Here is a 14,719-nt window from a genome sequence, read left to right on the forward strand (position 1 = left end):
CGGTCGGTAAAGTCAAGCTGCAGCCCCTTGGCGGTCAGCTCCTGCAACTGATAATGAAAAGGCTGAGCCGCTCCTTTCGGCTCGGCGGGCTTGCCAGCCTCATCGGTCGGGGCCGGTTCGCGCAGCAGGTTCAGAAACGACAGCCGCCCCTCGGCGCTTCGCGACAGGGTCAAGACGCCGTCGTCCAGCTCGACCCGGTCGATCTCCAGCCGGTTTTCACCGCCATCGAAACGGCAACCGGCAACGCTCAGCCGGGCCAGCGTCACCCCTTCGTCGCCGCCGAAAGAGGCGGCAAGATCGTTCAGATCGAGCCGGCCGCCTTCAAGCCGGAGGATACCGTCGCTGAAAACAACGTCCCCCTCCAGCCCGACGCGGCCGAAAAGCGGGGCGCTGAGGTAGGGGGACAGGTACGGGGTATAGGCCTCAAGGCGCAGTTCATCCAAAGCCACCCGGGCCTCCACCGTCAGCGGCTCGGCGATCAGCCCGCCAGCGACCTGCAGCCGCTCCTTTCGGCCGCTTCGCAGCGACAGGGCATAGGTTGCCCGAGACTGTGGTGCGGTGGAAAAGCCGGCAACATCCAGGTTCAGATCGTGGACCTCGGCGCGGAAGCCTCCCTCCGGCAATTCGTCGCGCAGCTCCACCCGGCCGTTTTTCAGGTGCAGCTCGCCAAGGGTCGCCAGGAACGGGGCCGCCTCGGCCTCCGTTTCAGCCGTTGCCTGCCCGCTCGGCGCCGCGGGGGCCGTCAAGCCGGCAAAGCTCCAGCGGCCCTGCCGGTTGCGGCCGAGATAACCCTCGGGATTGTAGATATGCACCGTCTCCAGGTGCAGCTGCCTGTCGAGCACCTGCGACGGCGCGATGCGGGCCACGACAAAGGGCAGAAAGGCCAGGTCGGCGCCGTGCGGAACAGCGACGCGCAGGGCCGAGACGCGCATCTCGCCGGCCACCTGCAATTGCGGCTGTTGTGACTCGGTCGCCCGGTAGACGATCTCGACATCGCCGCCGAAATGGCCGGAAGCGATTTTGACCGGCAGCGCATTCGGGAGCAGGTCGAGGTAAAAGGGGATATCGACGCGGTTCAGATCGATAGTGACCGCCACTTCGACGGCGTCGGAAAAGAGCTTGAGCTTGCCGTCCAGGTTCAGCGGGGCATCGTTGATCACCGCATGGAAGACCGGGGTCACATACTTGTCGGCCAGGTAGGGGGTGTTGCCGATAAACGGTACGGCCAGGTTCAGGTCGCGGACGCTGTGGCGCTGGGTCTCGGCGCCGTCCTTGTTTTCAACGTACAGGGCCGACCCGTTGACGATCTGCAGGTTGTTGAGGGAAAACCGCAGCGGCTGGCCCTTTTCGGCCGCGGGCTTTTCGGGCGGCTCAGGCGCGGGGGGGGTCAATTCGGCGAAATCGGAAAAATTGAAGCGGTCGCCGGCGCGAAGAATCTGAACCTTTGGCCCGACCAGCTCGAACCCGGTGACGATCACCGCCTGCTCGAGCAGGGATTTCGGGCTCACCCGCAGTGTCAGTCGGTCAAAAGCAGCGAACGTCTCTGCACTGTTCGGTTCGCTGAGGGCGACATCACGCAGCTCAAGGGTCCAGTTCAGCGGACTGAGAAAGAGGCCGCCGAGGGTCAGGGTCCGGCCGGTCTGCTCCTTGAGCCAGCCGCCGCCGTAATGCCGCGCCAGCGAGGGCAGCGCCAGGGGGATCGCCGCCAGCAGCAGAACAACAACCAGCAGGACCGCCAGGGCGATTTTCATCCACCGCTTCATTGCTGCTCCTCTCAGGATGCAGAACTGGCGAAAACTTCCCGGTAGGCCTCCCGGTAGACGGCCAGATCCGCCGGGGAAAAGCAGACGAAGGTCACATGGGTGACGGTCGAGTTTTGCTGCAGAAACTCCCGCACCTCGCCCAGGGCGATGCGACAGGCCCGTTCAATGGGAAAGTGGTAGACCCCGGTGCTGATCGAGGGGAAGGCGACGCTGCAGACCTGGCTTTGCGCCGCCAGCGCCAGGCTGTTGCGGTAGCAGGCAGCCAGCAGGCCGTCTTCGCCGCGGTCGCCGCCATGCCAGACCGGCCCGACCGTGTGTATCACGTAACGGGCAAGCAGGTTGTAGCCGCCGGTGAGTCGCGCCTCACCGGTCGGACAGCCGCCCAGGCCGCGACATTCGGCCAGCAGTTGCGGCCCGGCCGCCCGGTGGATGGCGCCGTCGACCCCGCCGCCGCCGAGCAGGCTGCAGTTGGCGGCATTGACGATGGCATCGACCGGCTGCCGGGTGATGTCTCCCTGGATAATTTCAATCTGGACCTGGCGCACGCTCTCCTCCTCGCCGGAATAAGTCAAAAGACAGTTCAGAGTATAAGATTAGCGCACCGGGAGGGATCTGGAAAGGAAGTTTCGCTCAGGCTCAACGACAGGGAAGACTTATTTCAGGGGGGATTGCATGCGTGGCGACAACCGCACCAGCCGCTCGGCCAGGTCGAGCACCTCTTGGCGCACTTCGACGTTGAGCTTGCGAACCCAGCGCTCGGGAATGGCGTCGAGACCGTAGAAGGCGCCGGCGATCATGCCGGCGATGGCGCCGGTGGTATCGGCGTCGCCCCCCTGGTTGACCACGCCGACCAGGCACTCTTCAAAGCTGGCGGTGGTGAAGAGATAATGAAAGACCGTCTGCAGGGTGTCGACCACGTAGCCGGAAGCGTTCCCCTTGTAGTTATTGAACTGGAAGTTGGGATGCTGCTCGACCAGGTCGCGGGTGATGGCGTGCAGTTCGAAACGATCGGCGCCGAACATGGCCTGGTGCACCATGCGGCCGACGGTGATGCAGGCGCTGTCGGAGAGGGGATGGTTGTGGGTGATGCGGGACTGTTCGATGACGCAGCGCTGCATCAGGGCGTCGTCGCCGAGGCTGAACAGGGCCGCCGGGAGCATGCGCATGAGCCCGCCGTTACCGGCATCCCACTCGTTGTAGGGGGCCTCGATCACCCCCTGGCGCATGTAGTTGCGGATCCCCTTGCGGCAGGTGGAACCGATGTCGATCGGTTTGCCGCGCATCCAGGCCACGAAATTGTCGGCGATGCCGGGCAGGTTCCAGTCGCCGGCGTCAATAATGGCCCGGGCCATGGCCACCGACATCTCGGTATCGTCGGTCACACAACCGGGTTTAAGGCCAAGCCAGCCGCCGCCGCGGATTTTCTTGTGCACCTTGTACTGGGCCGCGATTTCCCGCGGATTCATGAACTCGGTGGTCGCCCCCAGGGCATCACCGATGGCCAGGCCGAGAAAGGCCGCCTTCCCCCGGCTGAGGATCTCATTATCAGTCAACATTGCAAAGTCCATCAGGCTTGCGCCGGAAAAATATCAGAAATCAGCCGCCGGTCATCACCTTGACCTGGTACTCGCCGCCGATCACCATCAGCTCCCCCTCCCCCTTGAGCAGCGACGAGGGGAGCAGGTCGCCCTGGAAGACCACCTTGGCCAAGGGAACCTCGGCCCGCAGCACCTTGGTGCCGAATTCCCAGGCCCGCTCGAAATCGTTGGTGAAGGAATTGAGGTTGTTCAGCCGCAGTAGGTAGTCATGTTTGCCCAGCTGCTCGATGACCATGTGTTCGTCAAAATCGTTGATGCCGCGATACAGGGTGAAATGACTGACGCCGGGATGGCGCCGCGCCAGCTCGCTCTGGGCGAACTCGAACAGCACGTCGAACTGGGAATTGATGGCACTGGTGCGGGCCGAGCCCTTCATACGCTCGACCATGTAGAGAAAATAGGCTTCGCCGTGGATGTCGCGAATCGGTTCGCGGTGAAAGGTCGGCGGCAGCCCGAAGCGGCTCTCCACCCAGCCCTTGAGCACCGCCCCTTCGAGGGAATTGGCGTCGAACATCCAGCCGCGCAGAAAACGCAGGTAGCTGTTCTTCAGGCTCTTGCGCCCCTTGACCGAGGTTTCCTGCGCCCACTGGTGCAGCTGGAAGGTCACGTCCATGTAGTCGTGAAACTGGGCGCCGCGCTCGGCCGGGTCGTCCAGCGCGGCCAGCCGTTGAAACAGCAGCCGGTTGGCCTGGCGGACCCCCTGGATTTCGAGCGGCTGTGGATTTTCGTTGAAATGACGGGAAGCGATCGCCCAGGGCGGCAGGCTGCAGAGATTCATCGGCGTCGCTCCCATCGGTTCCTATCCTTCCATCAACAGGATGGCTTCGGCCACCTCTTTCAGGGTCTTGCGCTTGTCCATGGCGATCTTCTGCATGCGCCGGTAGGCCTCGGGCTCGGACAGCCCCTGCTTGATCAGCGCCCCCTTGGCCCGCTCGATCAGCTTGCGCGCCTCGATCGTTTCCTTGAGACTGGCCACCTCGTCGCGCAGGCTCGACACCTCGACGAACTGGTGAATGGCCAGGTCGACCGCGGCGTGCAGCTGGGCATCGCGAAACGGCTTGAGCACATAGCTCATGACCCCGGCATCGCGAGCCCGCTCAATGGTCTCCGAATCTTCGGTGGCGGTCAGCAGCACAATGGGGGTCGACAGCCTTTTGCCTATTTTTTCAGCAGCCGTGACCCCATCCATAACAGGCATGGAAACGTCCATAACGATCAGCAAGGGCTTGCGAATCAGCGCGATATCGACCGCCTGGCGGCCGTTCTCCGCTTCGATAATTTCCTCAAACCCCTGATTCAAAAGGGTTTCACCCACCTGACGGCGAAGCAAGGGTTCATCATCAACAACCAGGGCAACTTTCATCGGAAGGGCCTCCGTTTCTAAAACGTTATCACAAAAGATCTTTCAGAAAATAGACAATGCATAAGCAATGCCGGGAACATGCCATCCGGTCGCCACGACAAAAATAGAGGTCCTCCCACCGAGGATTAATTTGTACTATATGGCTAATAACTTGCCAGTGAAACAACCGGGTTATTTTCCAGCGCACTGGTGAATTTCTGCCAGAAGGATCAAAAGAAGGGGATCAAGAGACGATGCAATGACCGCGGAAAGCAGCATGCCGGGTCCGATCTCGGTGGGCTGGACACCAAGCAGAGACAACGGCGGCAACAGGCCGAGCTCACGGCCGAGCTGCAGGGCGGGAAGCGCCCCCGAGGCGTGCAAGGAAAAGGAGGTTTCCGGATCAGCGGGAAGGAGGTCGTCGAGACCGAAACGGGCGATGCTCCCGGGAGCCCGCCCCATGTCAACCGCATCGACCAGGATGACCCGCTGCGCCCCCTCCATCAGCGCAAGGAGGGTCAGGCCGCCGGTGCCGCCGTCGATCACCTCGACGCCGGCGGGAAGTTCCAGCAGCCTTAGCCGCTCGACGGCAGCGATGCCGATGCCGTCGTCCCCCATCAGCGGGTTGCCGATGCCAATGATGCGAAGGTCAGACAATGGTCACCTGCAGCAGGTGGGTCGAGCAGCTGATGCACGGGTCGTAGGCGCGCACCAGCATTTCGAGCCGGCGGGTCAGCTCCTCGCGGGGCAGCTCCAAAAGGGTCGGCACCAGCGCCCGCAGGTCGGCCTCGATGTTGGCCAGGTTCTGGGCGGTGGGGATGACGCAGTCGGCGCCCTCGATGCAGCCGTGACGGTCGTAGCGATAGGCGTGAAAGAGGGTGCCGCGGGGAGCCTCGATGGCCGCCGCCCCGCTGCCGCCGCCGTCAGGAACGGCAACCGCCGACCGTTTCAGCCCGGCCGCCAGGACCTCGTCGATGCGATGGATCGACTCTTCGACGCAGTGCACCACCTCGACCAGCCGGGCCAGCAGGTTGAGGTAGGGGTTGACCGTGCCGGCATCGAGGCCGACCACCCCGGCCACCTTGCGGGCCATGGGCGACAGCTTGCCGAAACCGGTCTTCACCCGCGCCAGCGGCCCCACCATGTATGCCGCCCGGGTCATCCGGGCGAACTTGGCGCTCGAGTGGGGCACCAGGTATTCCTCGATCACCCCGGCGTAGTCGGCGGCCACCGCCCGCACCCCGTCACTGGAGACCAGGGTCTGGGCCAGCAGCGGATAGCCGTCGTCGGCCGCCAGGCTGACATATTCGGTCTCCCGCTCGAAGGCGGGAAAGTCAAAGGAGGCGAAGAGCTCCACCGTCGCTTCAAGATCGGGAACGGCGGCCACCAGCCGACGGCGCAGTTCGAGCAGGTCGTGGGCCTGCGGCAGGGCCGAGAAACCGCCGACGCAGGGGGTCACCGGATGCACCGGCCGGCCGCCGACGGCGTGGCAGATGTCGTTGGCCAGCTTCTTCAGCCGCAGCGCCCGCATCACCAGCTCACGGCGCGACTTGGCCAGGGGGAAGATGCTGCCGACCCCGAGAAAATCGGGAACCGCCATGAAATAGAGCTGCAGCAGGTGGCTCTGCAGAATCTCACCGTAGGCGAGCAGGCGCCGCAGGTTCAGGGTCTGGCGACTGACCTCGACGCCGAGGGCCTGCTCGGTGGCGGCCAGCGATGCCAGGGTGTGGGAATTGGAACAGACCCCGCAGATGCGGGCAATGATCGGCGCCACGTCGCGGTAGTGACGCCCCTTGAGCAGCGCCTCGAAAAAGCGCGGCGATTCGAAAATTTCGAGCCGGCACTCTTTAAGCTCGCCGCTGGTCGCGTCGACCACCAGCCGGGCATGCCCCTCGATGCGGGCCAGAGACGGGATCTCGATCTTCATCGCGCACCTCCCCGGCCGGGAACATTGAAGGTGCGGAACTCTTCCAGGATATCCTCCTCGTTCAGGCCATACTCTTCGAGAATGCTGTAGTAGGGGCCGCTGCGGGGATTGTCGATCAGCCCCCGGCAGCCGCGGCAGCGGTCACCGGCGGCCAGGCAGAGGGCGTTGCAGCCGGCCCGGGTCACCGGGCCGAGACAGACCTGCTCGCGCTCGAAGCAGCAGGGGAGCTCGGCCAGCTTGCATTCGACGCAGACCGAGAAGCTCGGCAGCTGCGGCGGCCGGCCGAGCAGCAGCGCCTGCAGCACGGTGAGAAATTCGCGCCCATCGATGGGGCAGCCAGGAACCCGGTAATCGACCGCGACAATGGCGGAAAGCGGCCGGGGGATGTCGGTCACCACCGGCGGATGGTCGCCGCCGTAGATCTCCCGGCGCATCTCCTTGAGGTCGCGGAAGTGGCTGAGGGCATTGACCCCGGCGGTGTCGGCGCAGGCGCCGAGGGCAACCAGGGTGGTCGCCTTGGCCCGGATCTCCCGCAGCCGCTGCGCCTCGCCCGGCTTGCAGATGCTCCCCTCGACAAAAGCGATATCGAGGCTGTCGCACTGGCCGCTCATCACCTCGCGAAACTCGACGATCTCCACCAGCTCCAGCAGCTCAAGCAACTCTTCCTCGAGATTGAGCACCGTCAGCTGGCAGCCCTCGCAGCCGGTAAAGTCAAAAAATCCGATGCGCGATTTCATCTTTCAATAGCCTCGCGCAGGTGCTTGACCCGGCTGTAAGGGAAAATCGGCCCGCATTCGCAGACACAGATGTCATTGATCCGGCACTTGCCGCACTTGCCCAGTCCGCATTTCATGTGCCGTTCGAGATTGATATAGAGCTGCTCCTCGTCGATCCCCAGCCGCAGCAGCAGCGGGTTGACGAAGCGATACATGCCGGCCGGCCCGGAGACTGCCGCCACCGTGCGCTGTGGCACCAGGTCGAGATCGCGAAACAGATAAGTAATGTCGCCACGGGCGCCGGTCCACTCCCCCTCGTCGGCCATGACGGCAAAGCGGCAGTCGAGTTCGCCCCCCCGGTGCCAGGCCATCAGCTCATCACGGAACAAAAAAGCCTCCGTGTCGCGAGCCCCGTAGAGCAGGACCACCCGACCGAATTCCCGTCGGCGGGCGAGGATGGTCAGCAACAGCGACCGCAGGGTGATCAGCCCCATGCCGCCCGCCACCAGCAGCACGTCGCGGCCAAGAAATTGCTCGAGGGGGAAACCCTTGCCGAATGGCCCGCGCACCCCGAGCTGGTCCCCCGGCTTAAGCCGGTGCAGGGCCTGGGTCAGAGCCCCGGCGGCACGCACCACGACCTCTGCCTCGCACCCTTCGGCCGGCGGCGAGGCGATGGTAAAGGGGGCTTCACCGAGACCGAACACCGACACCGCCAGAAACGCCCCGGGCTCAAAGACCAGCGGCGCATTCAGCCGCAGACGAAACGATTTCTCGCTGGCGGTCAGATCGGAGGCCTGGAGGATTTGCGCCAGCTGCGGGCGGTATTCGGCGCCGGGCACGGCGGGCAGCTCGGGCAGGGCCTCTTTTTCGAACAGGCCGTTAAGCACCCGTTTGGGATCAATGCGCCCCAGGCATTCGCGGCTGCAGCGGCCGCAGCCGACGCAGGCGGTGCGCTGGTGCTTCTCCCACAGGTATTTGTATTTACGAAAAAAACGGTGCCGCTGGCGGTCAGCCTGGCTGCCGCGGAACTCGCCGCCGCCGGCCACCCGGGTGAACTGGTCGAACTGGCAGGAATCCCAGGTCCGCACCCGTTCGCCGCCCTCGAGGTCGAGATCGATGCGGTCCTCCACGTTGAAGCAGTAGCAGGTGGGGCACAACAGGGTGCAGGCGCCGCAGCCGAGGCAGCGATCCCCCACCTCCTGCCAGACCGGGTGATCGTAGGCCTCGCCCAGCAGCGGGGCGAGAGATTCGACGGCAAAGTGCAGCCCTTCGTTGCACTGTTTGACCTGCAGCGGCAGCGGCGGTGCGCCGGGCCGCCCGGCCACCACCGGCGCGTGACGGTCGAGCAGGGCTTCCCCCTTACCGCTGCCGCACTGCACCAGGTAGCCGTCGTCGACTCGATGCAGGAAAAGGTCGAAGCCGCCGGCCACCCGGTCGGTGCCGACGCTGGTACAGAAACAATGCTCATCGGGGGTACAGTCGACCCCGACCAGGATGGTGGCGGCCCGCTTGGCCCGGTAGGCGCTGTCCGCCTCCCCCTCGAACAGGCAGTCGTCGAGCACCCGCACCGCATGCAGATCGCAGGGGTGCATGCCGAAAATCACCCGCGGCGGCGCCGCGGTTTCGGCCTCGAGCAGCACCGAGCCGCCGAGACGGAAGCGAAACAGCTGCTCCCAGTTGGGAAAGAGGAATTTCTTCGGCGAATGAACTTTAGGCGGAAACTCCAGCCGCAGCAGGGCCGGGTCGTCGATCCGCTCCATGGTGAGCCGTCCGCGCAACTCCTGCACGCCGACCACCTCGTAGACGTTGGCGAGCGAACGCACCAGCAGTTCGATCTCGCCGCGGCTGATCGGGCGCCACGGGGTCTTGGCGGCCTGCTCCTTGGCATGGAATGGGGTCATAGCGCACTTCGTCGGGGAAGGTCGACCTGCAAAAGGAGGACGGTAAGATCGAGGCATACAGACCCGTTCAGTGTAGGCGAGAGCGCCGGCTGGCGTCAAGGGAGGGATTAAGATAACTGTTCGGGGTATCGTTGTTGTTGTTTCGAAACCCGGCCCAATCAACCTTTCTGGTTAACCATTTGAAGCAAAACCGTCGGGTCTCGCCCCGACAGGCGACCACCTTTTCTTTGAGCGCAAAGAAAAGGTGGCAAAAGAAACTCTCCACTGCGTGGGGCATTACTGTCGCCTGGGGCAGTGCTTCGATTTCTCGCCTTTCCCCACCAACACCGACCGCGCTTCGTGGCACCTCCCCGTGCGCGGGCGTGTGTCGAGGCTTCATCTGCAGTGCTTAGACAACCGATGCTGCAATCGCGTTTTGGAGTAGGGGCGAATCTCGTGTTGCCTTTGTTTTTCCTGGTAGCCCGGTGTTTGCTCAGCCCGGGAAACCGCTGAATTCACCACCGAGGGCGGCAGATGTGCTACGAAGAACCGCCACCGGCGTCAGCATAACGGTGCCTACGCCTCAACCATTCGCGCCAGTGCTTCTCATGCCCCACGCAGTGGAAAACGCTTTTTGCCTACTTTTTGACGTTTATCAAAAAGTAGGTCGCCTGCCGGGGCGAGTCCCGGCGGTTTTCAAGCCCGCCAAAAAGACGAAGCCCGCCAAAAAGACGGGCTTCGTCATCAGGTCAACGAAAATCCTAGTGATGCTCCTCCGCTTCCAGGATCGGCAGGTAGTTGACCCCGATCTTGTACAGCAGCACGCCGAAGGCAAGAAAAGCAAAGGTGATGGCAAACTCGCCGACCGACGGAAAATAGTTAAAGCCCGGGGCCATGTCGACCCCGATCAGGAAAACGTTGAAGCGGTTCAGCACCACCGCGCAGATGACCGACAGGGCGCAGAGAAAGAGCTTGGATCCATGCATCCGCACACTGCGCCGCTTGAGCAGGAAGTAAGGAACGGCGAACAGCGCAAACTCGAGCAGAAACGAGTTACCCGCCACGCTGCCGTCAAAGGCCTGGGCCAGCACCCCGCGATAGGCCAGGTCGCCCAGCCGCAGCAGCAGATAAACGCCGAGAAAAATCGGAATAAAGCGGGCGAAACTGCCAAGCAGTTCGGTCTCGGGCTTGCGGCCGAAGAACTTGGCTGCCAGGGTCCCCTCGAAAATAACCATGGACGGCCCGACGGCGACCGCCGAGGTCAGAAAAAGGAGCGGCGACAGCGGCGTGTACCAGAGCTCGTGCAGCTTGTAGGGTGCGATCAGCATCATCGTTCCCAGCGAACTCTGGTGGCCGAAGGAGAGAACCACCCCGGCGATGACGAAAAAGGCCATCGTCTTGCGGCAGAACCAGTCGGCCTTGCCGAGCACCCAGTCGGTCGGCTTGTTCAAGGCGGAAAGGCTGCCCGGCAGCTGGACGTTCCCCTTGAACTGTTCCACCACGTTCGGCAGGTTTTCGATGCCGAGCACGGTCAGGTAGAGCATAACGCACCAGGCCACCTCGAACAGCACCGAGGTGCCGTTCCAGTAGATCAGCGCATGCCAGATATTGTAGTACTTGCCGAGGTCGAAGAAAACCGCCAGGCCGACCAGGAAATAGCCGATGAAAGTGGTCAGAATCGCCGGCCTCACCAGGGCATGGTATTTTTCCCGGCCGAAGATCTCGACGATCGCTGCGGTGGTAAAACCGCCGGCGGCCAGGGCCACGCCGCAGGCGACGTCGAAGGCGATCCAGAGGCCGAAGGGATAGGCCGGATTGAGGTTGGTCACCGAGCCGAAGCCGTGGAAAAAGCGAAAATAGGCGAACAGCACCCCGGTGCCCATGAAAAAGAGCAGGATCGCCAGGTTTGTGGTAAAAAATTTCTGCCTCAGAGGCAGGGCTTTAATATTCATCTTCGCCTCCTTCGATTCCGGCGTTCTTCTTGCGGCGTTGATTGTACGCCATGATGCCGCCGAGAATGCTGTACACCGCGATCGGCGGGATAAAATACTGGAAAATCCGGTGCTGGATGCTCTCGGTCAGACCGGAAACCGCCTTGTACTCGAAGTCGGGCAGGCCGAGTCCGGCGAACTGCACATTCTTGCGGGTCAGGTAGAGGACGTTGGTGCCGCCGATCTCCTTCTCGCCGTAGATGTGATCGAGGTAGCGCTCCGGCTCGGCCTTGATCCGCTGCCTGGCGATACGCAGCAGCTCCTCGCGCTTGCCGAAGGTGATCGCCCCGGCCGGGCAGGCGGTCGAACAGGCGGTCGGCTCCCCCTTGGTCAGCTTGGTTTCGTTGCACAGGGTGCACTTCTTGATCGACGGGATCGCCCGGTGCCACTCGAACTGGGGAACGCTGTAGGGACAGGCGACCATGCAGTAGCGACAGCCCATGCACATCCCAGCATCGTACTGAACCGCGCCGGTCGGCTGCTTCTTCAGGGCGCCGACGATGCAGGCCGACTGGCAGGCCGGATCGACGCAGTGCATGCACTGCTGCTTGACGAAAGTGGCCTCCTCGGCCTTCTCCCCCTGGTGCAGTTTGATCAGGGTATAGGTGTGCTCGGAGAGCCCCCGGGGCGAATCGTAGATGGCATGGCCGAACTTCTCCTTGTCATCCAGGGTCGCTTCGAGCTCGAGCTTGTTTTCCTTCTTGCAGGCGACCTGGCAGGCCTTGCAGCCGATGCAGCGGGCGCTGTCGTTGAGCATGCCGTACCAGTTGGGGTCGGGTTCCCGCCGCTCCCGGGCCTGGGCCGGGGCGGCCGTGGCGCAGACGGCGGTGCCGCCGGCAACGGCGCCGATCTTGAGAAATTTTCTGCGATCGAGTTTCATCCCTTACTCCTTCCCTTCGCTGTCCTCACCCTGGGCAGGCTTCTTTTTCATCACCTGCACTCCGACCACGCCGGCGGCCACGCCGGCCAGCGCCGCGTATGCCGGGGTGACGTCCACCGAGGTTTTCATGTCGGTGACGATGGGAGGATAGAGCGACGGCGGGGTGGCGTCCTTGATCGGCACCGTCCCCCACATGGTCTGGTCATAGGGGTACTCGGGCTCGACGCAGCCGTTGCAGGGATGGCCGTTGTCGATGCACCAGTTGGTTCCCGAGTTGAAGCGTTTCTCCGGGCAGTTGGCGTGGGCCACCGGCCCCTTGCAGCCGAGCTTGTAGAGACAGTAGGGGTCGCCGAACTTCTCGGCGAAACGGCCGGCATCGAAATGGCCGCGCAGCGGACAGTTGTCGTGAATCAGCTTTTTGTAGATCATCTCCGGACGGCCATGCGCATCGACCTTGACCGACTCGGGACCGCCGAGCAGCACCGAAGCCACGGTGCTGATGAACCAATCGGGGTGCGCGGCGCAGCCGGGCAGGTTGATGGTCGGGGTGGTGATCCCCTGCTCCCTGAAGACCTCCATCACCCCCTTGGAACCGGTCGGGTTCATGTTGGCCGCCGGGATACCGCCGAAAGCGGCGCAGCTGCCGATGGCGATGACCGCCTTGGCCTTGCGCCCGAGCCGGGTGACGTGCTCCAGGCCGGTGATGCCGTGTCCGTGCTTTTCACCGACTTCGCAGTGACGGCCGCCGTCGGCGGTGGTGATCGAACCTTCGACCACCAGGATGAACGGTTTTTCTTCGGTGTCGTACATCGCCTGCATGGCCAGGTCGCCGGAAGCCGCCATCACCGTCGGGTGAAAGGCCAGCTCCAGGTGATGACCGGGCAGCACCTGGTCGAGCAGCACATCCTGGATCCGCGGCGACAGGGCGTTCAGCAGCGATACGCTGCAGCCGCTGCAGGCGCCGGCCGCCAGCCAGATGATCGGGGTTTCCTGGATGGCGCCGGCAAAGGCCTTGCGCAGCATCGGGTTATCGAACAGGTTGACGCCCAGCGCCGCAGCGCCGCCGGCGGTGAACTGCAAGAATTTACGTCTGGAAATGGGCATGGATCTCTCTCCTTTTGCTCAATCGTTAGAATCCGCAACGGATTCGAATATGTCGATTTCTTTCAGAACCAGCTCGACCGCTTTCTCTACGGCGCCTTCCACCTCCGGCGACAGGCCGATGCCGAGGCCGGTATCGGCCGGCTGCACGCCGATCACCACCGTTTCACCCGGTTTGCAGTCGACCAGTTCCCCCAGTTGCAGGGTTTCCAGCAGGCCGACCTGGTGCAGCGAATTCATCGGCAGGGCGCCGTTTTCCACCTGGTCGGGACTGAACCGATAGAGGGTGCCGGGAGCCTGGCCGCCGCGCACGGCGTCGAGCACGATCAGCTTGCGCCGGCCGTTGAAGACATCCATCAGGTCGATGGCGCTGGTGCCGGCGTCGAACAGCTCGACATGGGACGGCAGCCCCTTCGACTCGAGGATTTCCAGCACGGCATCGGCAAAACCGTCGTCCTTGCGCAGAATATTCCCCACCCCGACAATCAGCACCGGGGCGCGCTCGGTCGCGAAAAGAGCGGCCGCCTCCATCACTCCCCTCCGACCACGAAGCGGCCGAGGTCTTCACCTTTAGGGGTGACCACGTGCACCGCGCAGGAGAGGCAGGGGTCGTAGGAACGGACGATGCGGACCAGCTCGAAGGGATTGTGCTTGTCCTTGACCTTGGTGCCGATCAGCGACTGCTCGATCGGTCCGGGCTGGCCCTTGCTGTCCATCGGACCGGCGTTCCAGGTGGTCGGAACCACGGCCTGGTAATTCTTGACCTTGCCCCCTTCGATGACAATCCAGTGTCCCAGGGCGCCGCGGGGCGCTTCGTGCAGACCCATGCCGCGGCTGGTGACTTCGAGGGGGAAGTCGGTGAAGGTCGGCTGGCCCGGCTGCAGCTGCAGCACCCATTGCTTGAGCTTTTCGGCTACCAGCTTGCACTCGATGGCGCGGGCGGCATGGCGGCCGAGGACCGAGAAGAGCGCGTCGGGCGAGGCACTGAACTGCTGCAGGACGTTGTTGACCATCCCCTGGACTTCCTTGTCTCCGGCAGCGTAAGCCGCCAGCATGCGGGCCAGCGGGCCGGCTTCGAGAACCTCGCCGTCGTAGCGGGGCGACTTGGACCAGCTGTAGGCGCCGGCCTTGTCGCGGTCGGGCACGGTGCTCCCCTCGTAGGGGTGGACGGCGCCGTGATTGACGAACCAGCTGTTGTCCACCTCTTCGGTGATCTTGTTCGGGTCGAGGCGGCGCAGCTTGAGGTCGGCCCCCTTGACGATCCCCTGGGGGAGGTAGCGGTGGCGCTTGGTCAGGTCGGGGTCGCTGTCCATGTCGAAGACGCCGAAAGAGAGGAACTGCTTGCAGCCGGCACCGATGCCGAAGTAGTCGCTGTAGCGGCCGGCCACCAGCAGCACGTCGGGGAGGTAGCAGCTGTCGATGAAATCGATCAGCTGCTCGATCTTCCAGAGGAAGGCGGCCATTTTGTCGACGGTCGGGGCGGCGGTAACGCCGCCGGCGACGATCGACATGTTGTGGGGC

General features: G+C 63.7%; 14 protein-coding genes. All 14 read right to left on the reverse strand.

What is annotated here, in order from left to right; translation table 11 throughout:
* On the reverse strand, positions 1-1,763 hold a 1,763-nt coding region (locus ABYV89_RS07205; protein ID WP_432822270.1), incomplete at its 3' end, for a DUF748 domain-containing protein.
* Between the two features lie 11 nt (positions 1,764-1,774).
* Entirely contained in the window at positions 1,775-2,308 is a 534-nt protein-coding gene (locus tag ABYV89_RS07210; RefSeq protein ID WP_432822271.1) for an O-acetyl-ADP-ribose deacetylase, read from the reverse strand.
* 108 nt (positions 2,309-2,416) lie between these two features.
* A complete protein-coding gene (gene draG / locus ABYV89_RS07215; RefSeq protein WP_432822272.1) occupies positions 2,417-3,319 on the reverse strand; it encodes an ADP-ribosyl-[dinitrogen reductase] hydrolase in 903 nt (300 codons plus the stop codon).
* 40 nt (positions 3,320-3,359) lie between these two features.
* Complete coding sequence (locus ABYV89_RS07220) at positions 3,360-4,154, reverse strand: NAD(+)--dinitrogen-reductase ADP-D-ribosyltransferase (protein ID WP_432822273.1); 795 nt, start codon at positions 4,152-4,154, stop codon at positions 3,360-3,362.
* 6 nt (positions 4,155-4,160) lie between these two features.
* Positions 4,161-4,724 (reverse strand): ANTAR domain-containing response regulator, encoded by a 564-nt coding sequence (locus tag ABYV89_RS07225; protein WP_432822274.1) that lies wholly within the window; start codon positions 4,722-4,724, stop codon positions 4,161-4,163.
* 171 nt (positions 4,725-4,895) lie between these two features.
* Positions 4,896-5,360: a hydrogenase maturation protease gene (locus ABYV89_RS07230; protein WP_432822275.1), complete on the reverse strand. Its 465-nt coding sequence runs from the start codon at positions 5,358-5,360 to the stop codon at positions 4,896-4,898.
* Positions 5,353-6,630, reverse strand: a complete 1,278-nt coding sequence (locus ABYV89_RS07235; protein ID WP_432822276.1) for a Ni/Fe hydrogenase subunit alpha — start codon at positions 6,628-6,630, stop codon at positions 5,353-5,355. The genes ABYV89_RS07230 and ABYV89_RS07235 overlap by 8 nt, the downstream gene beginning before the upstream one ends.
* Entirely contained in the window at positions 6,627-7,367 is a 741-nt protein-coding gene (locus ABYV89_RS07240; protein ID WP_432822277.1) for an NADH:ubiquinone oxidoreductase, read from the reverse strand. Before ABYV89_RS07240 ends, ABYV89_RS07235 begins: the two co-directional genes overlap by 4 nt.
* Complete coding sequence (locus ABYV89_RS07245; protein WP_432822278.1) at positions 7,364-9,247, reverse strand: 4Fe-4S dicluster domain-containing protein; 1,884 nt, start codon at positions 9,245-9,247, stop codon at positions 7,364-7,366. Before ABYV89_RS07245 ends, ABYV89_RS07240 begins: the two co-directional genes overlap by 4 nt.
* Positions 9,248-9,987: 740 nt before the next feature.
* Entirely contained in the window at positions 9,988-11,178 is a 1,191-nt protein-coding gene (nrfD, locus tag ABYV89_RS07250; RefSeq protein ID WP_432822279.1) for an NrfD/PsrC family molybdoenzyme membrane anchor subunit, read from the reverse strand.
* A complete protein-coding gene (gene hybA / locus ABYV89_RS07255; protein ID WP_432822280.1) occupies positions 11,168-12,097 on the reverse strand; it encodes a hydrogenase 2 operon protein HybA in 930 nt (309 codons plus the stop codon). Before hybA ends, nrfD begins: the two co-directional genes overlap by 11 nt.
* Before the next feature lie 3 nt (positions 12,098-12,100).
* Positions 12,101-13,201 (reverse strand): hydrogenase small subunit, encoded by a 1,101-nt coding sequence (locus ABYV89_RS07260; protein WP_432822281.1) that lies wholly within the window; start codon positions 13,199-13,201, stop codon positions 12,101-12,103.
* Positions 13,202-13,219: 18 nt separating this feature from the next.
* The gene (locus ABYV89_RS07265; protein ID WP_432822282.1) at positions 13,220-13,729 is read right to left on the reverse strand and encodes a hydrogenase maturation protease; all 510 of its coding nucleotides are present in this window, start codon (positions 13,727-13,729) and stop codon (positions 13,220-13,222) included.
* The coding region (locus ABYV89_RS07270) for a nickel-dependent hydrogenase large subunit (protein ID WP_432822283.1) at positions 13,729-14,719 on the reverse strand (991 nt) is incomplete at its 5' end. The genes ABYV89_RS07265 and ABYV89_RS07270, both read right to left, overlap by 1 nt.

The organism is Trichloromonas sp. (genome assembly GCF_041583255.1).
GTDB lineage: Bacteria > Desulfobacterota > Desulfuromonadia > Desulfuromonadales > Trichloromonadaceae > Trichloromonas.